The organism is Streptomyces sp. NPDC017520 (assembly GCF_044329855.1).
Classification (GTDB): domain Bacteria; phylum Actinomycetota; class Actinomycetes; order Streptomycetales; family Streptomycetaceae; genus Streptomyces.
On sequence record NZ_JBIRKB010000002.1, the window covers coordinates 359,411 to 378,042 of the forward strand.

Sequence of the window (18,632 nt, forward strand, 5' to 3'; positions counted from 1 at the left end):
GAGGGCGACGACGGGCGTCCGGTGGGTCGGGTGAAGCCGTTCTCAGCCCTGGCGAGCCAGGTCGGCCGCGCCCACGAGCCCTGCCTTGCCGCCGAGTTGGGCGGCCAGCACCTGGGCGTGCGGGCGCCATTCGCCGCCGATCAGCCAGCGCCGGAACGACTTGCGGATCGGGTCGAGGACGAGCTCGCCCTCGTCCGACACGCCGCCGCCGACGATGAACGCGGACGGGTCGAACAGCGAGGCGAGGTCCGCCAGTCCGGCACCGGCCCAGCGGGCCAGCTCGCGGAACGAGTCGACGGCCACCGGGTCGCCCTGGCGGGCGGCCGCGCTGATGTGCTTGCCCTCGATGCCGTCCACCGAGCCGTCGCCGAGGCCGAGCAGTATGGCGGCGTTCTCGGGGGTGGCGTTGGCACGCTGCTTGGCGTACCGGACGAGCGCGCGACCGGAGGCGTACTGCTCCCAGCAGCCCTGGCTGCCGCAGCCGCACAGCAGTCCGTCCGGGACGACCCGGATGTGGCCGAACTCGGCGGCCACGCCGAAGCGTCCGCGGCGCAGCTTGTTGCCGATGATGATGCCTCCGCCGAGGCCGGTGCCGAGCGTGATGCAGATGACGTCGTCGTGACCCTGGCCGGCCCCGAAGCGATACTCGCCCCAGGCCGCGGCGTTGGCGTCGTTCTCGACGACGACGGGCAGGCCGACGCGCTGCTCGACCTTGTCCTTGAGCGGCTCGTGACGCCAGTTGATGTTCGGTGCGAAGAGCACGGTGGCGCGCTTGTCGTCGACGTAACCGGCGGCGCCGATGCCGACGGCCTCCACCTCGTGTCCCTCGCTCGCGCCGGCCACCGCCGCGCAGATCGCGTCGACGATGCCTTCGGCCGTCGGCGGGGTCGCCACCTTGAACGTCGAGAGGATCCGGCCCTCTTCGTCGACCACTCCAGCCGCGATCTTCGTGCCGCCGATATCGACGCCGATGGTGAGTCCCATGAATCCCTCAGTTTCGGTCGAGCCCCGCTAGGGGCAACCGTACCCGAGGCGTGGCCCGGCCTGGCCGGGACCGGTCGGTGACGGCCGGCCGTCCGGTCGGTTACGGCCGATCGCCCGGTCGGTTACGGCCGATCGCCCGGGCGGTGACGGCCGGTCGCCCGGTCAGTCCAGGTCGATGCGTTCGGTGCCGGAGGGGCCTTCGTCCCGGGGGTCGGACGGGTCGTCGGCGGCCTTCTTCGAGGGGTCGGCGGGGCGCGCGGCGCCCGACGCTCCCTCGGTGGTGCGGGTCCAGCGGCTCTCCTGGCCCTCGACCGCGGAGCGGTAGGCGGCCAGCAGCTCGCTGCCCGCGGCGGCGAGGTGGTCGAAGAGCTGGGGGTTGCGTTCGATGACCGGTTCGACGGCGGACCTGGCCTGCCGGATGGCCTGCTGGACCGCGCCCTGGGCGGCGGCGCCCAGCAGCGGGGTCTGGAGCGAGGAGACCTTGTCGGCGACCGCGTCGACCAGCTTGCGCAGTTCCTCGGCGGCGGATCCGGGCTGGGGGCCGTACTGCGCCCGGCGGCGGGCCTTCTCGGCCGCGAGGTCCTCGGCGCAGGCGTCGGCCCACGCGTCGCCGTCGGCGGGACGATCGGTGGCTTCACTCATGGCGGACTCCTGCTACGCGGGGCGGCCGACGGTCGGCCTGCGGTACACGTACCACCGACGTTACCCGAATGGCCGCAGGCCGTTCAGGAGGTGCGCGGCCACAGGGCCGGATCCGGCGTGAACCGCACCCGCAGCACCCCGTCGGCCAGGGCCGCGCCGGAGACGCTGCAGCGGCGCAGCGCGGAGGCGATCCGCACGACGCGGTGGAAGGGGGCGACGGTCAGGAGCAGTTCGTCGCCCCGGCGGACCAGGCGCAGCTGCTCCTTGGCGGCCCCGGGAAGGGGCAGGCACCAGGTGAGGGTGAGGGTACCGTCCTCGGCCTCCGGGTCCTCCTCGATCCACCAGGGGTCCTCGGCCCGGCCGGGCGTCCGGTCGTCGGGGGCGGGTATCTCCAGCGCGGCCAGGTCGTCCGGGCCCTGCGGGTCGCGGCCCAGGTGGTGGGCCTCGTGCACGGGGAGGTCCGGGGCCATGTCCTGGTGCCAGTGGTCCAGGCACTTCTCCTGCTGGGCGGCGAGCGCGGCGAACCAGGGGTCGGGCGAGTGCCGGGGCAGCACGCGGGAGGCGACCAGCAGGTCGGCACGGAGTCCGTGCAGGGCGAGGCCGGTGCGGGCCGAGCGCAGGGCGTCCTCGCCGGCGGGGCCCGGCTCCGCGACCAGGCGGAGCGTGGTGGCCTCGTCCTCGATGAGGGCCTGGACGGCGGCCAGCTCGGCGTCCTTGCGGGCGGCGGCCTCGTACAGCCACTGCGCGGGCATCGGGACCCCGGCGAGCTGGGCGAGGACCGGGCGCAGGGCGCGGGCGGCCTGGCGTTCGGCGGGGAGCAGCCGGCGCAGGTAGCGGCGCAGCTGTTCCGGCAGGGCGAGCAGGGCCAGGGCTTCGGCGAGCGGTGGGAGGTCGACGACGAGGGTGTCGTAGCCGGACCAGTCGCCCTCGGCGGCCCGGCGCAGGGTGTGCAGCAGGGCGAACTGTGGCGAGCCGGGGAGTTCGGTGAGCTCCTCGCCGTCGAGCCGGCCGGCGCCGAGCAGGTCCAGGACGCCGGAGGCGCGCTTCTGGAGCTCGGTGAGTTCGGCGCGGAAGTGCTCGCCGGAGTCGATGCGGGCGTGGTCGAGGCGGTCGGCGGCCCGGGTCGGTTCCGGGGCGGCCGGGAAGCCGGGTATGGCCTCGGCGGAGATCAGCAGGGTGCGGCTGCCGCTCGCGGCGGCGGCCAGTGCGGTGGCCGCGGCGACGGTGGTGCGGCCCGCGCCGCCGGGGCCGGTGACCAGGACCGTGCGCACGGCCCTCAGTTCCCCGGTGCGGACTCGACGCGCTTCTTCAGACCGGCGAGGGCGCGGTCGATGATGACCTTCTCGGCTTTGCGCTTGATCATGCCGAGCAGCGGGATCTTGACGTCGACGGCGAGCTTGTAGGTGACCTCGGTGCGCTCGCCGCCGCCGAGCGGGGCCAGCGCGTACGTGCCGTCCAGGGAGCGCAGCATCTGGGACTTGACGAGGCTCCAGCTGACCTCTCTCTCGCCGGTCCAGGTGTAGGAGAGGACGTGGTCGTCCTTGATCGCTCCGGCGTCCAGGACGAGGCGGACCTGCTCGGCGCGGCCCTGGTCGTCGGTCGAGAGGACTTCGGCCTCCTTGACCTCGCCGGTCCACTCCGGGTAGCGGGCGAAGTCGGCGATCACGCCCATGACGTCGGCCGGCGCCGCCTCGATCGTGATGCTCGAGCTGGTGTGTTCAGCCATCGCCGTGGCCCTCCAGTGCGGTGTAACCGGTCGCGTTCGGCAGGAGCCTGCCGCTGTGCAGGCTATCGCGTGCCCGGCGCGCTCCGGTCCACGCCCCGGCCGCCCGCGGTCACCAGCTCAGCGCCCAGGGTGTTCCGGTCGAGGCGAAGTGGCCGACGTTGACGCACTCGGTGGCACCGATCCGCATCCGGCGGACCAACGGCTGGTGAACATGGCCGAAAAGCGCGTACCGGGGGCGGGTGGTACGGATCGCCTCCAGCAGGGCGCTGCTGCCGCGTTCGAAGCGGCGGGCGACCGTGTCGTACGTCAGCTCGGGGACCTCGGGCGGGATGTGGGAGCAGAGGACGTCGACCGGGCCGAGCGCCTCGACCTTGGCGGCGTACTCCTCGTCGCTGATCTCGTACGGGGTGTTCATCGGGGTCCTGAGGCCGCCGCCGACGAAGCCGAAGACCCGGCCGCCGATCTCGACGCGTTCGCCGTCGAGGACGGTGGTGCCGGGGCGGGCGTACTCGGGCCAGAGGTCGGGGACGTCGACGTTGCCGTAGGTGGCGTACGTCGGAGTGGGGAAGGCGGCGAAGAGTTCGGCGTACTGCTTGCGCACCGCGCCGAGGATCTCGGTGTCGCGGTCGCGGCCCGCCCACAGCTCGCGGCCGAAGGCGCGGGCCTCGTCGTAGCGGCGGGCGGTGCGCAGGGCGACGATGCGGTCGGCGTTCTCCTCGCCGAACAGGTCGGGGAAGATTCCGCGCGAGTGATCGGCGTAGTCGAGGAAGAGCACCAGGTCACCGAGGCAGATGAGGGCGTCCGCGCCGTCCCCGGCGCGGGCCAGGGCCTCGGTGTTCCCGTGTACGTCGCTGACCACGTGGACCCGGGTCGAGCCCCCGGCCCTGTCCCGGCTGTCCGGTTCGCTGCCTCGCATGGGATCACCCTAGGGGGCCGCTTCCGTCGCTGGTAGACCGTCCGGACCTGCGGTTACTTCCACGTCGGGACGGCAGTGGACTACTGTGCGCGAAAGGGTCATGTGTATGTGTGATGCATAAGACATCTGGCCGGAACCCCCTATCCGGAACCGAGTACCGGTGGGTAACGTCCGGGCAGTCCAGTCGTGCTCTCCCCACTGAGCACCCGCCAATCTTGGACCGCAGCCGGTGCGTCACACAGAGCCGTGGCACCGGAGCCCGATGAGGAGCAGCAGTCTTGCGCGAGTTCAGCCTTCCGGCCCTGTACGAGGTCCCGACGGACGGCAACCTGACGGATCTCATCCGCCGCAATGCCGCTCAGCATCCCGAAGTCGCGGTGATGAGCCGCAAGGTGGCCGGCGTCTGGACGGACGTCAGTGCCACGCGGTTCCTGGCCGAGGTGAGAGCCGCCGCCAAAGGTCTGATCGCCTCGGGCGTGCAGCCCGGTGACCGGGTCGCCCTGATGTCGCGCACCCGTTTCGAGTGGGTGCTGCTGGACTTCGCGATCTGGAGCGCGGGCGCGGTGACCGTGCCGGTGTACGAGACCAGCTCGGCCGAGCAGGTGCAGTGGATCCTCGGTGACTCGGGGGCGGTGGCGGTGCTCGTGGAGAGCGACGCGCACGCCGCCTCCGTGGCCTCCGTACGGGACGCGCTGCCGGAGCTGGAGCACGTCTGGCAGATCGACGCGGGCGCGGTGGACGCGCTGGGCAGGGCGGGTGCCGAGGTCTCGGAGGAGACCATGGACCTGCGGACGCGCAGCGCCAAGGCGGACGACCCGGCGACGATCGTCTACACCTCGGGCACCACGGGCCGCCCCAAGGGCTGTGTGCTCACCCACCGCAGCTTCTTCGCGGAGTGCGGCAACGTGGTGGAGCGGCTGAAGCCCCTCTTCCGTACGGGCGAGTGCTCGGTGCTGCTGTTCCTGCCCGCCGCGCACGTCTTCGGCCGGCTGGTCGAGGTGGCCTCGGTGATGGCCCCGATCAAGCTCGGCTGTGTGCCGGACATCAAGAACCTCACGGACGAGCTGGCCTCGTTCCGGCCGACGCTGATCCTGGGCGTGCCCCGGGTCTTCGAGAAGGTCTACAACGCTGCGCGCGCCAAGGCGCAGGCCGACGGCAAGGGCAAGATCTTCGACCGGGCGGCCGATACGGCGATCGCCTACAGCCGGGCGCTGAGCACCCCGCAGGGCCCCGCGCTGGGGCTGAGGCTCAAGCACAGGCTCTTCGACAAGCTGGTCTTCGGCAAGCTCCGCGCCGTCCTCGGCGGCCGGGGCGAGTACGCGATCTCGGGCGGCGCGCCGCTGGGCGAGCGGCTCGGCCACTTCTACCGGGGCATCGGCTTCACGGTCCTGGAGGGCTACGGCCTGACCGAGACCTGCGCGGCGACCGCGTTCAACCCGTGGGACCGGCCGAAGATCGGCACGGTCGGCCAGCCGCTGCCCGGTTCGGTCGTGCGGATCGCGGACGACGGCGAGGTACTGCTGCACGGCGAGCACCTGTTCACCGGTTACTGGAAGAACGAGTCGGCCTCGGCCGAGTCGCTGGCCGACGGCTGGTTCCACACCGGGGACATCGGCACGCTCGACGAGGACGGCTACCTCGCGATCACCGGCCGCAAGAAGGAGATCATCGTGACGGCGGGCGGCAAGAACGTCGCCCCCGCGGTGATCGAGGACCGTATCCGCGCGCACGCCCTGGTCGCGGAGTGCATGGTGGTCGGCGACGGCCGTCCGTTCGTCGGCGCGCTGGTCACGCTGGACGAGGAGTTCCTGAGCCGCTGGGCCGAGGAGAACGGCAAGCCGGCCGGCTCGACGGCTCTGTCGCTGCGCGAGGACGCGGAGCTGCTGGCCGAGGTGCAGCGGGCGGTGGACGACGGCAACGCGGCGGTCTCCAAGGCCGAGTCGGTGCGCAGGTTCCGTATCCTGCCCGCCCAGTTCACCGAGGAGGCGGGCCACATCACGCCGTCGCTGAAGCTGAAGCGGAACGTGGTGGCGAAGGACTTCGCGGACGAGGTGGAGTCGATCTACCGCTCCTGAGCGGTGTTACGCGTACGGAGGGGCCCGCGCCTGGTGACCAGGTGCGGGCCCCTCCGTCGTACGGCGTTCTCACAGCAGGGTCTTGAGCTTCTCCGCCAGCAGGTCCCAGCGCCACTTCTCCTCGACCCAGGCCCGGCCCCGCTCCCCCATCCGCTGCCGCAGCTCCGGGTCGCCGAGCAGCGTCACGATCCGGTCCGCCGACTCCTCGACGCTGCCGCCGCGCACCACCCACCCGGTCTCGCCGTCGAGCACCGCGTCCGGGGCGCCGCCCGAGTCGCCGGCCACCACGGGCAGCCCGGTCGCGGACGCCTCCAGGTAGACGATCCCGAGGCCCTCCACGTCGAGCCCCCGCCGCCGGGTGCGGCAGGGCATCGCGAAGACGTCCCCGGCCCCGTAGTGCGCGGGGAGCTCGGCCCAGGGCACGGGTCCGGTGAAGCGCACCGAGTCCTGGACCCCGGTCTGGGCCGCGAGCCGCTCCAGGTCCTTGGCGTACGGTCCGCCGCCGACGATCAGCAGCACCGCGTCCGGGACCCGCGCGAGGATCGCGGGCATGGCCAGGATCAGCGTGTCCTGGCCCTTGCGCGGCACCAGGCGGGAGACGCAGACGACCACGGGGCGGTCGGAGAGCCCGAGGCGGGCCCGGACCCGGTCCCCGCCGGACGCCGGGTGGAAGGTCTTCTCGTCGACGCCGGGCGGCAGTTGGACCATGCGCCCGGCGGCCTCGGGGGTGAGGGCCCCGGCGATCCGGGAGCGGGTGTACTCACCGAGATAGGTGATCGTGTCCGTGGCATCGCCGATCCGGCGCAGCAGCTGCCGGGAGGCGGGCAGTTGCGCCCAGCCGGCCTCGTGGCCGTGGGTGGTGGCGACGAGCCGCCGGGCGCCCGCGCGGCGCAGCGCCGGGGCCATCAGGCCGAGCGGGGCGGCGGCGCCGAACCAGACGGAGGTGCAGCCGTGCTCGCGCAGCAGACCGGCGGCCCGGCCGGTGACGCGCGGAGTCGGCAGCAGCATCGTCGTCCGGTCGCGGACCACGGGGAACGGCTGCTCGGCGTCGAAGGCGGCGGTGGCCGCCGCGCCCTCCTCGCCGCGCTTCCAGGTGGAGGCGTAGACGACGACCCGGTCGGGATCCAGGCGCAGCGCCATGTTGTGCAGGAACGCCTGGATGCCACCGGGGCGGGGCGGGAAGTCATTGGTCACGATCAAGGTCTTGTCCATCGTCGCCGACAGTACCGAACGGCCGCGCTTCACCGCTGGCGCGCTCTCCCGACGGCATCATGAGCCGCCGGGAACCCGGCCGGGCACGAGCGACGAGGAGGCGGCGATGACGGTGATGGCGGCACGAGAACCCATCGGCGCCGGGCCGTGGCCGTACGCGCTGTGGGCACTGACCCGGGCCTGGCTGCTGGCCTGTGTGTTCAAGGTGGTCACGGTGCCCGGCCCGGACGTCACGGTGGACGTGTCGGTGATCTACCGGAGCTGGTACGAGACGCTGCTGACCGGCACGTATCCGCTGGACGACGTCACCTGGCAGTACCCGCCCGGGGCAGCCCTGGCGATCCTCTCCCCCGCCCTGCTGCCGTTCCTGGAGTACGCGACCGCGTTCTTCGTGGCTGTGCTGCTCTGCGACGCGCTGGTGCTGGGGCTGCTGCTGTACGCGGGGCGGCGGCCGGGGATAAGGGCGGCCGGCGCCTGGGTGTGGGTCGTGGGGGTGCCGCTGCTCGGTCCGACGGTCTACGCCCGCTACGACCTGATGGTGACGGCGGTCGCGGTGGCGGCGCTGCTGGCGGGGGTGCGCCGGCCCCGTGCGCTGGGGGCGTTGGCTGCGTTCGGGGCGCTGCTGAAGGGGTGGCCCGCGCTGCTGCTCGTCGGGGTGCGCAAGGGGCGTCCGACGCGGGCCGCGTGGACGTCGGCGGTGCTGACGGCGGCGGGGCTCGCGGCGGCGTTCGCGCTGTGGATGCCGGGGGCGTTCGCGTTCCTGGCCTTCCAGCGGGACCGGGGCACCGAGGTCGAGTCCCTGGGCGCGCTGGTCTTCCACGTGGCGCGGCGGTTCGGCTGGGAGGGGCGGGTGGAGCTGCGCTACGGCTCGCTGGAGTTCGTCGGCCCGCACGTGGAGCTGGTGTCGACGCTGGCGTTGGGGCTCGGCTTCCTGGCGCTGGGCTGGCTGTTGCTGTGGCGGCTGCGGGCCCGGACGTTCGCCGCGCACACCCCGGCCGAGGCGGCGTTCACGGCGGTGCTGCTGTTCACGGTCACCAGCCGGGTGATCAGCCCGCAGTACGTGGTGTGGCTGGTCGGGCTCGCGGCGGTGTGCCTGGTGTTCCGGCGGGCGGCGATGACGCTTCCGGCGGTGCTGGTGCTGGTGGCGGCGGGGGTGACGCTGCTGGAGTTCCCGGTCGGCTTCGGCCATGTGGTGGCGAGCGACGCGTGGGGCGTGGGGCTCCTCCTCGTACGGAACGGGCTGCTGGTGGGTGCCTCGGTGGTCGCGGCGCGGCGGCTGTGGCGGTCGACGGTGCCGGAAAAACCGCGTGCCCAGGGCGCTCTTCTCCCGGGCGGGGGTCAGCCGAGCCGGGTGGCGAGGTAGTCGCGCCAGTCGGCGGTGAACTGCTCGGGGGTGGTGTCGAGCACCGCGTTCAGCGCCTGCTCCACCGCCCCCTCGCGCCCGTCGTGCGCGCCGACGGCCTCGTAGAAGGCGATCAGCTTCTCCTTGCCCCACCGCTCCGCGATCAGCTCGCAGGCCAGCCAGCCGCCCTCGTAGGCTCCCGCGAGTTTCGCCGGGTCGCCGTCGAAGCCGAAGTCCGGGTCGGCGGGGAGTCCGGCGGGGGTCCGGCCGCTGCGGACGGCTTCGGCCAGCTCGGGGGCGATGGTGTCGGCGGCGCGGTCCTCGCCCCGGTAGGCGGTCCAGTCGGCGAAGCCCTCGGAGAGCCAGACCGGGGTGGCGGTGGAGGTGCTGGTACGGGTGGCGACATGGGTCGTCTCATGGGTCAGGACGATCCGCTGCCCGAAACTGCCCAGGGTGGCGTACGCCTGTGGGTTGACGATCACCCGGTCGGCGATGGCCGGGCGCTCGCCGGTGCCGCCGACCTCGCCGGTGGTGACGGCGGCGATGCCCCGGTAGCTGGCCTCCGGCGAGCCGAGCAGCCCCGCCATGGACTCGACGGAGTCCGGGACGAGGACGACCACCCGGCGGGTCCAGGGCCTCGGCCAGGCGTCCGAGACGGCCGGCACGGCGAGGTCCACGGTGTCGGCGACCTGGCGCAGCTCGTTCTTCGGCCGTCCGACGCCCAGGACGATGCTGTGCTCGCCCTCGACGACCTCGACGTCCCCCTGTTGCCACAGCTGCCCGGAGGCTCCCTCGGCGGGCCGGTCGGCCGTGATGTACCAGCGCTCGCCGTCGCGCATGAGCTCCAGGACGCGGCGGGTGGCGACCGGGGCGGTGTCGTACCCGTCGATGCGGTAGCGCAGTTCCACGTCGGCGGTGGCCCACTGCCCGTCCTGCTGGGTGATGTCCTCGACGTCGTAGGTCCAGGACTTCAGGGGCACGTCGGCGAGCCGGTCCAGCTCGGTGCGCTGGGCGGCCCGCAGCTTCGCGGCGTCCGGCGCGAGGCCGTCGACGTAGCCCGCCGGGTCGTGGGCGAGGACGGCCGCCGCGCGGCGTTCCAGCGTGGCGTCGAGGGCGCCGGTGGTGAGGAAGGTGTCCGTGTCGGCGGGGGCCGTGCAGGCGGCCGCGGTCAGGAGCACGGCGAGCAGCGGGCCCGCCGGGCGCCGTGGTCCCCGGGGGCGTCCCCCTCGCGCGTCACGTCCTCGTACGGCCACCCTGCCGATCGTACGGTCAGATCCGGTCGTACGGTCAGATCCGGGTCACCGAGGAGACGGGCATCATGCCGACCGGATCGTAGCGGACCGGGGCGCCCGGGTAGGGGGCGTGGATGACCTGGCCGTTGCCGACGTACATGCCGATGTGGCTGGCGTCCGCACGGTAGGCGACCAGGTCCCCCGGCCGCGCCTGGGAGAGGGGCACCATGCGGCCCGCGTATCGCTGGGCCTGGGAGGTGCGGGGCAGGCTCACCCCGGCCTGGGCGTAGGCCCACTGCATCAGGCCGGAACAGTCGAACCCGGAGGGCCCGTTGGCGCCCCAGACGTAGGGTCTCCCGAGCGCCTGGTGGGCGGCGGCCACGGCGGACATCGCGCGGGCCGAGCCGGGGACGACGCCGGAGAGGTCGGGCGGTCCCTCGCGGCCGGAGCGGGAGGCCCGGTCGAAGGTGGCGCGTTCCTCCGGGGGCAGCGAGTCCAACAGCCGGCGGGCCTCGCGGAGCTTGGACTCGACGGCGTGCTTGTGGCGCGTGACGGCGGCCCGGTTGCGCTCCAGCTCGGTCAGGGCACGGGTGGTCTCCGCGCGGGTCTGGGCGAGTTTGCGCTGCGCGTGCCGCAGCTTGTCCAGGGTCATCGCCTGCCGGGCGCCGGCCCGCTCAAGGGCGGCGGCCCGCTCCAGGTAGGTGTCCGGGTCGGCGGAGAGCAGCAGAGCGAGCGCCGGGTCGATGGAGCCGGTGCGGTACTGCGCGCCCGCCATCGCACCCAGCGCGTCGCGCATCCGGTTGACCCGCTCCTGGCCCCGGGCCGTGGCGTCCTGGAAGCGGTCCGCCTCGCCGCGCAGCCGGTCCACGCGCTCCCCGGCCTCGTTGTAGCGCTCGGTGGCCTGCTCGGCCTCCCCGTAGAGGCGGTCGACGGCTGCCTTGGCGCTCTCCCGGGTCTCCTTCGGGTCGGCGCTCGCCGGGGCCCCGGTCAGCGTCGCGGCCGCGGTGGCGGCGGCCGCCGAGACGACCGTGACCCGGACGCCTCTGGTGAAGCCGGACGGTGTGGAACGGCGATGGGACACCACAGGTAGCCGCACTCCCTTCCGCTGACGCGGTAGTGCGCAGCCCCTGCCGCCCGGGACGGGCGGACGGAGACCGGGAGCTGCGCGGCAGCCAGACAGTAATCGCGCGACTACGCACCGGCAAAAGACCGCGCCGGTGGCGGCAGAGAGGTCCAACGCCACCGCCCCGCCGGTGACCTTGGTCTCCGGCGGGGCGGGGCGTCAGTGCGGTGCTCGGCGATTCCCTCGTTCGGGTGCGCCGCGGGCGGGCCGTGGCGTCAGATGCGGACGCCGAACTGGAAGGTGCCCATGTAGTCCATCGACTCGTAGCGGACGACGGTGCCCGGCTTCGGGGCGTGCAGGATCTGGTTGTTGCCGGCGTAGAAGCCGACGTGCGCCAGGTTGTTGAAGAAGACCAGGTCGCCCGGCTTGAGCTGGCTGCGGCCGATCTTCGTGCCGTCGTTGTGCTGGGTGAACGTGGTCCGGGTGATGGAGACGCCGGCCTGGGCGAAGGCCCACTGGGTCAGCCCGGAGCAGTCATAGGAGTTGGGGCCCGAGCCGCCGGAGACGTACGGCTTGCCGATCTGCGTGGCGGCTGCGGCCAGGGCGGCGGCTCCACGGCCGGACGCGGGGGACTCGTTGCCGAGTTCGACCCGGTCGCTGGCGGCGCGGCTGGCGCGCTGCTCGTCCTTCTGCATCTTGGCACGCTCGGCCTGCGTCAGCGTGTTGAGCAGCTGCTGGGCGTCGGCCAGTTTGCCCTGGTACTTCTTCTTGTTCTCGCCGAGCGCCTTGCGGACGTCGGCGAGGTCGCCGAGCTTGTCCTGGGCTTCCTTGCGCTGCTGGGCGAGGGTGCGCTGCTTGGACTGGATCTTCTGCAACGACTCCGTCTGCTTGACCGTCAGCTGGTCGAGCGCGGAGGCCTGGTCGAGGAAGCTGTCCGGGTCCGAGGCGAGGAAGAGGGCCACGGAGGGGTCGATGCCACCGGAGCGGTACTGCGCGGTGGCGATCGAACCGAGTTCGGTGCGCAGCGTGTTGAGCTCGGCCTGGCCGCGGGCGACCTTGTCCTGGAGCGCGTCGACTTCCTTCTTCAGGTTGTCCTGCTGCTCCTTGGCCCCGTTGTACTTCTCGGTGGCCGCCTCGGCCTCGTGGTAGAGCTTGTCGACCTTCGCCTTGACTTCGCTCTTGCTCGGCTTGGGGTCGGCGTGGGCGGCCTGGGAGGTCAGGGCCACGGCCGCGGCGGCGGTCGCGGTGAGCACGGTCACGCGGGTGCGGCTCGGCTGCTTGGGACGACGGTGGGACGCCACGAAGGCGAGCTCCTTCTTCCTCAGAGCCGCCTACCGGGCTGTGGGGGAAAGATTCCCCGGCTCCGTGCACATGACGGACTCGGCGGTTCCTTCGCCGTCACCCCCAATGGGTGATCAACCGTGCGAAGGTTCGAGGCCCGACCTTAGTGACCATCTTGTGATCAGTTCAAATCCTCACAGGATTTTTCTCGTCACACCAGGCACTTCTTTACTCTCACCCCACCGCGTGTAGCGGCGACTTGACGGTACGTTCCCATAAAACCGGCATGCCACACATGTCGTGCATATTCCGCTAGACGCGCGAAAGGCGCTTGAGGAGCAAGACGGACGCGACGGGCCGTGCGCCGGCCTTGGCCACGCCGTCCGCCACCTCCCGGTCGGTGGAGACGACCACCACGGGCCGCCCCGGCGGTTCCGCGCGGGCCAGTTGACGGATCAGCTCGTCCGCCGTGACCCCGGCCTTGCTGAACAGCACCCGTACGCCCCGGGGCGGGGCCAGCAGCACCGGGGCGGCCAGTTCGGCCCCGTCGAAGACGCAGGTCATCTCGGCACCGGTCTGCGCCGCGAGCACCGAGAGCCCGCCCAGCAGCCGCAACCGCTGCTTCTCCAGCGGCATCTGGGGATAGCCGGTCTTGGTCACGTTGTAGCCGTCCACGATGAGATGGGCCTGCGGAAGCGCCAGCAGCTGGTCGAGCAGCGCCGGATCGGTCTCCGAAAGGGCCCTGGCCGCAATGTCCTTGGGTGACATCCGGCCGGGCTCCACCGCGTCCACGGTGTCGGCGGGACGTGTCGTCGCCGGGGGCAGCGCCAGCTCCCGCCGCAGCCCCGATGCCGCGTCCAGCACGGTGTCCAGGAGCAGCCGCAGCCGCATGTCCTCCACCGAGCGGCCCTCACGCGCGGCCCGGCGGCTCGCCTCCAGGGCCGCCTCTGCCTCCCCCAGCCGCCCCTTGAGCCGGCGCGACTCGCTCTCCGCGGCGGAGAGCTGGGCCGCCGACTCGGCGCGTACGGTGTCGGCCTCGGCGGCGCCGCGGCGCAGGGCGGCCTCGCCGCGCTTCACCTCGCTCAGGGCGCTGCGCAGCTTGCGGTGCAGCGACTCGGCCTCCTTGCGGGCCGCCTCCAGCTCGGTGCGCAGCCGCTCGGTCTCGGCGCGGGTGTGGGCGCGGGCGCGCTCCAGCTCCTCGCGCAGGTGCTCCAGTTCGCGCCGGGTCTCCTCGTCGGCCCGTTCCGCGTCGGCGCGCTGGACCTCCTCGCCGGCCGATTCGACCAGCTTGACCCAGCCGACCGGGCGCAGCACGTAGGCGGCCGCGGCCACATCGAGGGGATCGGCGGCGGCGGGCGGCGAACCCGCCTCCAGCGCGCCGGTCAGCTCGGGCTGGGACTGGCCGAGCCGCTCCCCGATGCGCCGCCGGAAGAGGGAGTCGCCCTCCAGCGCGGCGGCCATCGCGTTCCCAGCGAACTTCGCCCGCCGGGTCGGGGTGAACCGGGCGTACTGCCGTAGCTGGGCGGGCAGTTCGGAGACGGTCAGGCCACCGAAGGCGTCCGAGACCAGCGCGATCACCCGCCGTCGGACACCCTCGGGCAGCGGACGGCCGAGCACCTCCGCACCGCCGTCGGCCTCATCGGCCGGTCCGGCGCCGCTGGTCGGCTGATCCACCGTCCGTCACCCCATAGATATGTCGAAGGGTGCGCTCCCTCAGGAAGCGGCACCCGGCCTGTCCACCAGTTCGATCTGGTCCACCGCGTTGCACCAACGACAGCGGACCGACTCGATGGTCTCACTGACGACCTCCCGCTCCTCGACACTCGACTCACCGGCCAGGTCGAGGTGCACGTACTCCACGACCTTGGACGAGCGGGTCACGTCGAAGCGCGTGAGATTGCCGCACAGCGTGCAGCGCCAGCGGGTCGAGTCGGTCGGCAGGGGAACCGTCGTCATCGTTGGGTCCTCTTTCGTCGTCGCCAGAAGCCCGCGCCGGGCGCGCCGCCGCGTCTCCACCTGTCTACGTCAAGGATCTCGCGGTGCGCCGTCGAACTGCGGAAGTCCTGGCGTAACCCTACGGCCTCGCGTATAGGCATCGGCACGGCGAGGCGCTCCGTCCGGTTCTCCACCAGTACGTCATGCTCTGTCCATGATCGATGGGCGGCAGGCCGACTGGCGGACCACGGCGGGGAGGATCCGGGACGCGGCGGCGTCGAGCGGCGCCCCGGTCACCTACGGGCTGATCGCCGTCTGCGGTGTGATCTTCCTGATCAGCCCGCTCTCCGGGTTCGGCGGCGCCGCCCGCGGGAGCGAGGACGCTCTCCTCGCCGCGCAGGCCGGGTACTTCGAGCGGTGGGGAGTGATCCCCGCCGAGCTGTGGGCGGGGTCCACTCATGCGCTGATCACACCGTTCACCGCCCTGTTCGTGCACGGCAGCTGGCTGCACCTGCTGGGGAACCTGCTGTTCCTGTACGTCTTCGGCGCGATGGCCGAGGAGCGCATGGGCCGGTTGCGGTTCGCCCTGTTCTACGTGGGCTGCGGCTATGTGGCGCTGGTCTGCTACGCGGCGGCGCACGCGGACTCCGGGCAGACGCTGGTCGGTGCGTCGGGGGCGATCTCCGCAGTGCTCGGCGCGTTCCTCTACCTGTTCCCCAGAACCCGGGTGACCAGCCTGTTCCCGTTCCTCTTCTTCCTGCCGCTGCGCTTCCCCGCCTGGATGGTGCTGGTCTTCTGGTTCGGGCTCCAGTGGGCGGCGGCGCAGGGGGCGGGCAGCGGGCCCGGGGTGGCGTACCTGGCGCATGTGGCGGGTTTCGTGGCCGGGTTCCTGTACGCCTGGGTGCGCTACAGGGGTGGGGCGGGAGGCCCTAGAGTGAAGGTTCCAGCCACCGAGGGAGACAGCCAGCCGTGATCACCGCGATCGTGCTCATCAAGACCAGCGTGGACCGGATTCCGGAGATCGCCGAGGCCATCGCCGCGCTGGACAGTGTCAGCGAGGTCTTCTCCGTCACCGGCACCTACGACCTGATCGCCATGGTCCGGGTCGCCAGGCACGACGACCTCGCCGATGTCATCCCCGGCCGGATCAGCAAGATCCCGGGCGTCGAGGGCACCGACACCCACGTGGCGTTCCGTACGTACTCCCAGCACGACCTGGAAGCCGCCTTCGCCATCGGCCTCGACGCGTAAGGCCTCTCGTGGCCGATCAGGCCGGGGACGGGCGGTGCGCCTGTCCCCGGCCGAGGTGTTTCGTCAGGACGTGTCAGACCTGGGCGGCCTCGCCGCGGTCCGGGACGCAGCGGCCGTCCTCGGTGCGGTAGTTCCAGCGGGCGCCCTCGCGGACCAGCTCGGAGACCGCGCGCAGGAACCGGTCGATGTGCTCGTCGGGCGTACCGGCGCCGAAGCTGACGCGGATCGCGTTGAGCGAGCTCTCGCCCGGCTCGCCTTCCGGCGCACCGCACTCGCCCGGGTCCTGCGGGTCGCTGCCGAGCAGGGTGCGCACCAGCGGGTGGGCGCAGAAGAGGCCGTCGCGCACGCCGATGCCGTACTCGGCGGAGAGGGCGGCGGCGAAGTGCGAGCTGTTCCAGCCGCGCACCACGAAGGAGATGACGCCGACCCGGGGGGCGTCGTCGCCGAACAGCGAGAGCACCCGCACCTCGGGCACCTCGGCGAGCCCCTCGCGGACCCGGCCCACGAGCTGCTGCTCCCGGGCGACCAGGTCCTCGAAGCCGGCCTCGGTCAGGGCCTTGCAGGCGGAGGCGATGGAGTAGACGCCGATGACGTTGGGCGAACCGGCCTCGTGGCGGGCGGCCGTGGTGTGCCAGTCGACGTCCACGCCGCCGTCGGCGCGCCGGGCGACCTTGCGGGACGCGCCGCCGCCGGCGAGGTACGGCTCGGCGGCCTGGAGCCAGTCGGCGCGGCCGGCCAGGACGCCGGAGCCGAAGGGCGCGTACAGCTTGTGGCCGGAGAACGCGACCCAGTCGACGTCCAGTTCGGCGATGTCCACGGGGTGGTGCGGGGCGAGCTGCGCGGCGTCCAGGACGATCCGGGCGCCGTGTGCGTGGGCGGCGGCGGCCAGTTCCCGTACCGGCCACAGCTCGCCGGTCACGTTGGACGCGCCGGTGACGCAGACGAGGGCAGGGCCGTAGGGGTCGCGGTCGGCGAGCACGCGCTCCAGGGTCTCGACGGCCTGGGCCGGGGTGCGGGGCGCGTTGAGGTAGGTGACCTGGGCGTCGCGCCAGGGCAGCAGGGACGCGTGGTGCTCGGTCTCGTAGACGAAGACCTGGCAGTCGGCGGGGATCGCTGCGGCCAGCAGGTTGAGGGAGTCGGTCGTGGAGCGGGTGAAGACGACCTGGTCGTCCGCGCGGCAGCCGAGGAACTCCGCGACCGTACGGCGGCTGTTCTCGAAGAGGTCGGTGGAGAGCTGCGAGAGGTAGCCGGCGCCTCGGTGGACGCTGCCGTAGTACGGGGCGTACGCGGCGACGTCGTCCCAGACCCGCTGGAGGGCCGGGGCGCTGGCGGCGTAGTCGAGCGCGGCGTAGGTGACCTCACCACCGGTGACGAGCGGGACCGTGACGTTCTGCCCCAGAACGGGCAGCGGGGCACAAACCGACGAGTCGAGGGCAGCGGTGGGGACAGACATGGCGAACTCCCGTAAAAGGCAGGCGAAATCCATGCGCCGGCAGTACGCGGCAGCGCAGGGAGGGGGGAAGAAAAAGGGTGCGCGGAAGGAGGGCGACAAGCCCTAGCGCATTCGCTTGCTCACAGAAGACTCCCTAGGGACCAGGACCCCGGGGGCTGGCATCCGCTGGATGCCGAGGGGCCCGCGCTTGCCGCAGACCTCGCTGCCTGCGGCCTGGTCTTCACCCGGGGCACCCCGCCACGGACGGAGGGTTGCCGGACAGCGGGCCGGGGCCGTAGTCGCTGTCACTCATGACCTGCGCAGCATCTTGCCATACGTGTGCACACGCGCAAGGGCGCAGTCCGGCATCCGGACTGCGCCCTGTGCCACACCGTGCGGGCCGCAGGCGGCTCCGTCGCGCGTTCAGGCGTTGCTGGCCACCACCCAGCGCTCCAGGGCCCGCTTGGCGGCCCCGGAGTCGATGGACTCGGCCGCGACGAGGATCTTCGCCGCGAGCTGCTCGGTCAGCGTGCCGGGGGCCGGGTCCAGGGCGACCAGGGCCGCCGCCGAGTTGAGCAGCACCGCCTCCCGTACCGCGCCGCCCTCGCCGTCCAGCAGCCGGCGGGCCACATCGGCGTTGTACGAGGCGTCGGCGCCGCGCAGCGCCTCGACGGGGACGATGGGCAGCCCGACGTCGCGCGGGTCGAAGGGCTCCCCGCGGACCGAGCCGTCGCGCACCACCCAGACCCGGGAGGTAGCGGTGGTGGTCAGCTCGTCGAGGCCGTCGTCACCGCGGAAGACCAGGGCAGAGTTGCCCCGGTCTGCCAGCACGCCCGCGACGATGGGCGCCATCCGGGCGTCGGCGACGCCGACCGCCTGGGCGCGGACCTGGGCCGGGTTGGTGAGGGGGCCCAGGATGTTGAACGTGGTCTGCGCGCCGAGTTCCTTGCGGGCCTTGGCGGCGTACCGCAGGGCGGGGTGGAACTTCACGGCGAAGCAGAAGGTGATGCCCGCCGCTTCGGCGACCTCGACGACCCGCTGCGGGGTCAGCTCCAGGTTGACGCCGAGCTTCTCCAGCACGTCGGAGGAGCCGCTGGCGGAGGAGGCGGCCCGGTTGCCGTGCTTGACGACCTTGGCGCCGGTGCCGGCGATGACGATCGCGGACATGGTCGAGATGTTGACCGTCCTGGCGAGGTCGCCGCCGGTGCCGACGATGTCGACGGTCCGGCCCGGTACGTGGATGGTGTTGGCGTGCGCGTACATCGCGCGGACCAGTCCGGTGACCTCGTCGACGGTCTCGCCCTTGGCCCGCAGCGCGACGGCGAACCCGGCGATCTGCGCGTCGGTGGCCTCGCCGCTCATGATCCGGTCCATGGCCCAGGCGGTCTCCTCGGAGCTGAGGTTCTCGCCGCGCAGGAGGGGGTTCAGCAGGCCGGGCCAGGAACGGTCCGCCACGCTGTCGCCGCCGTTCGGGGTCACAACGTTCATGGTCCGCTCCAGGGTCCACAGCCGGTCAGGAAAGATGGCTCCACCCTATCCAG

General features: G+C 72.6%; 17 protein-coding genes and 1 riboswitch. Of the genes, 4 read left to right on the top strand and 13 right to left on the bottom strand.

The annotated features are described in order from the left end of the window. Positions 1-42: 42 nt before the first annotated feature. The 5 genes from ACH4KB_RS05700 to ACH4KB_RS05720 form a co-directional block, all read right to left on the bottom strand. Complete coding sequence (locus tag ACH4KB_RS05700; protein WP_398063888.1) at positions 43-984, bottom strand: ROK family glucokinase; 942 nt, start codon at positions 982-984, stop codon at positions 43-45. Positions 985-1,146: 162 nt separating this feature from the next. Then, on the bottom strand, positions 1,147-1,626 hold the full coding sequence (locus tag ACH4KB_RS05705; RefSeq protein WP_398063890.1) for a DUF5304 domain-containing protein: 480 nt from the start codon (positions 1,624-1,626) through the stop codon (positions 1,147-1,149). Between the two features lie 83 nt (positions 1,627-1,709). Beyond that, positions 1,710-2,897 (bottom strand): ArsA-related P-loop ATPase, encoded by a 1,188-nt coding sequence (locus tag ACH4KB_RS05710; RefSeq protein ID WP_398063892.1) that lies wholly within the window; start codon positions 2,895-2,897, stop codon positions 1,710-1,712. A gap of 5 nt (positions 2,898-2,902) precedes the next feature. Beyond that, a complete protein-coding gene (locus ACH4KB_RS05715) occupies positions 2,903-3,352 on the bottom strand; it encodes an SRPBCC family protein (protein ID WP_398063894.1) in 450 nt (149 codons plus the stop codon). 109 nt (positions 3,353-3,461) lie between these two features. Next, on the bottom strand, positions 3,462-4,268 hold the full coding sequence (locus ACH4KB_RS05720; protein ID WP_398063896.1) for a metallophosphoesterase: 807 nt from the start codon (positions 4,266-4,268) through the stop codon (positions 3,462-3,464). 278 nt (positions 4,269-4,546) lie between these two features. On the opposite strand from ACH4KB_RS05720, the gene ACH4KB_RS05725 reads away from it, so the two are divergent. Beyond that, entirely contained in the window at positions 4,547-6,343 is a 1,797-nt protein-coding gene (locus tag ACH4KB_RS05725) for an AMP-dependent synthetase/ligase (protein WP_398063898.1), read from the top strand. A 69-nt stretch (positions 6,344-6,412) separates the two neighbouring features. Here ACH4KB_RS05725 and ACH4KB_RS05730 read toward each other — a convergent pair whose 3' ends face one another. Further along, positions 6,413-7,555, bottom strand: coding sequence for a glycosyltransferase family 4 protein (locus tag ACH4KB_RS05730; RefSeq protein WP_398063900.1), 1,143 nt, complete (start codon positions 7,553-7,555; stop codon positions 6,413-6,415). Positions 7,556-7,670: 115 nt separating this feature from the next. Here ACH4KB_RS05730 and ACH4KB_RS05735 point away from each other — a divergent pair, with 115 nt between their 5' ends. Then, complete coding sequence (locus ACH4KB_RS05735) at positions 7,671-8,918, top strand: glycosyltransferase 87 family protein (protein WP_398064648.1); 1,248 nt, start codon at positions 7,671-7,673, stop codon at positions 8,916-8,918. On the opposite strand, the gene ACH4KB_RS05740 is transcribed toward ACH4KB_RS05735, so the two are convergent. The 5 genes from ACH4KB_RS05740 to ACH4KB_RS05760 form a co-directional block, all read right to left on the bottom strand. Further along, positions 8,894-10,075: a hypothetical protein gene (locus ACH4KB_RS05740; protein ID WP_398063902.1), complete on the bottom strand. Its 1,182-nt coding sequence runs from the start codon at positions 10,073-10,075 to the stop codon at positions 8,894-8,896. The genes ACH4KB_RS05735 and ACH4KB_RS05740 overlap by 25 nt on opposite strands. Before the next feature lie 109 nt (positions 10,076-10,184). Further along, a complete protein-coding gene (locus ACH4KB_RS05745; RefSeq protein WP_398063904.1) occupies positions 10,185-11,213 on the bottom strand; it encodes an NlpC/P60 family protein in 1,029 nt (342 codons plus the stop codon). Positions 11,214-11,467: 254 nt separating this feature from the next. Further along, positions 11,468-12,493 carry an NlpC/P60 family protein gene (locus tag ACH4KB_RS05750; RefSeq protein WP_215102953.1) on the bottom strand — a complete coding sequence of 342 codons (1,026 nt, stop codon included), beginning with the start codon at positions 12,491-12,493 and terminating at the stop codon, positions 11,468-11,470. 292 nt (positions 12,494-12,785) lie between these two features. Further along, positions 12,786-14,147: an NYN domain-containing protein gene (locus ACH4KB_RS05755; protein WP_398063906.1), complete on the bottom strand. Its 1,362-nt coding sequence runs from the start codon at positions 14,145-14,147 to the stop codon at positions 12,786-12,788. Between the two features lie 39 nt (positions 14,148-14,186). Continuing rightward, entirely contained in the window at positions 14,187-14,429 is a 243-nt protein-coding gene (locus ACH4KB_RS05760; protein ID WP_003969643.1) for a hypothetical protein, read from the bottom strand. Between the two features lie 193 nt (positions 14,430-14,622). On the opposite strand from ACH4KB_RS05760, the gene ACH4KB_RS05765 reads away from it, so the two are divergent. Both ACH4KB_RS05765 and ACH4KB_RS05770 read left to right on the top strand, forming a co-directional pair. Next, positions 14,623-15,381, top strand: a complete 759-nt coding sequence (locus tag ACH4KB_RS05765) for a rhomboid family intramembrane serine protease (protein ID WP_398063908.1) — start codon at positions 14,623-14,625, stop codon at positions 15,379-15,381. Continuing rightward, positions 15,378-15,659 carry an Lrp/AsnC family transcriptional regulator gene (locus ACH4KB_RS05770; RefSeq protein ID WP_003969641.1) on the top strand — a complete coding sequence of 94 codons (282 nt, stop codon included), beginning with the start codon at positions 15,378-15,380 and terminating at the stop codon, positions 15,657-15,659. Before ACH4KB_RS05765 ends, ACH4KB_RS05770 begins: the two co-directional genes overlap by 4 nt. Before the next feature lie 73 nt (positions 15,660-15,732). On the opposite strand, the gene ACH4KB_RS05775 is transcribed toward ACH4KB_RS05770, so the two are convergent. After that, the gene (locus ACH4KB_RS05775; RefSeq protein WP_398063910.1) at positions 15,733-17,112 is read right to left on the bottom strand and encodes an aminotransferase class V-fold PLP-dependent enzyme; all 1,380 of its coding nucleotides are present in this window, start codon (positions 17,110-17,112) and stop codon (positions 15,733-15,735) included. Positions 17,113-17,290: 178 nt separating this feature from the next. After that, positions 17,291-17,408, bottom strand: a riboswitch (SAM riboswitch). 106 nt (positions 17,409-17,514) lie between these two features. Continuing rightward, positions 17,515-18,579 (bottom strand): anthranilate phosphoribosyltransferase, encoded by a 1,065-nt coding sequence (gene trpD / locus ACH4KB_RS05780; RefSeq protein WP_398063912.1) that lies wholly within the window; start codon positions 18,577-18,579, stop codon positions 17,515-17,517. Positions 18,580-18,632 lie beyond the last annotated feature (53 nt).

What these genes read in the sequence shown, in the direction of transcription:
- trpD (WP_398063912.1), bottom strand. Translation starts at nt 18,579, where the DNA reads ATGAACGTTGTGACCCCGAACGGCGGCGACAGCGTGGCGGACCGTTCC.
- ACH4KB_RS05765 (WP_398063908.1), top strand. Translation starts at nt 14,623, where the DNA reads ATGATCGATGGGCGGCAGGCCGACTGGCGGACCACGGCGGGGAGGATC.
- ACH4KB_RS05775 (WP_398063910.1), bottom strand. Translation starts at nt 17,112, where the DNA reads ATGTCTGTCCCCACCGCTGCCCTCGACTCGTCGGTTTGTGCCCCGCTG.
- ACH4KB_RS05730 (WP_398063900.1), bottom strand. Translation starts at nt 7,555, where the DNA reads ATGGACAAGACCTTGATCGTGACCAATGACTTCCCGCCCCGCCCCGGT.
- ACH4KB_RS05760 (WP_003969643.1), bottom strand. Translation starts at nt 14,429, where the DNA reads ATGACGACGGTTCCCCTGCCGACCGACTCGACCCGCTGGCGCTGCACG.
- ACH4KB_RS05735 (WP_398064648.1), top strand. Translation starts at nt 7,671, where the DNA reads ATGGCGGCACGAGAACCCATCGGCGCCGGGCCGTGGCCGTACGCGCTG.
- ACH4KB_RS05705 (WP_398063890.1), bottom strand. Translation starts at nt 1,626, where the DNA reads ATGAGTGAAGCCACCGATCGTCCCGCCGACGGCGACGCGTGGGCCGAC.
- ACH4KB_RS05720 (WP_398063896.1), bottom strand. Translation starts at nt 4,268, where the DNA reads ATGCGAGGCAGCGAACCGGACAGCCGGGACAGGGCCGGGGGCTCGACC.
- ACH4KB_RS05715 (WP_398063894.1), bottom strand. Translation starts at nt 3,352, where the DNA reads ATGGCTGAACACACCAGCTCGAGCATCACGATCGAGGCGGCGCCGGCC.
- ACH4KB_RS05700 (WP_398063888.1), bottom strand. Translation starts at nt 984, where the DNA reads ATGGGACTCACCATCGGCGTCGATATCGGCGGCACGAAGATCGCGGCT.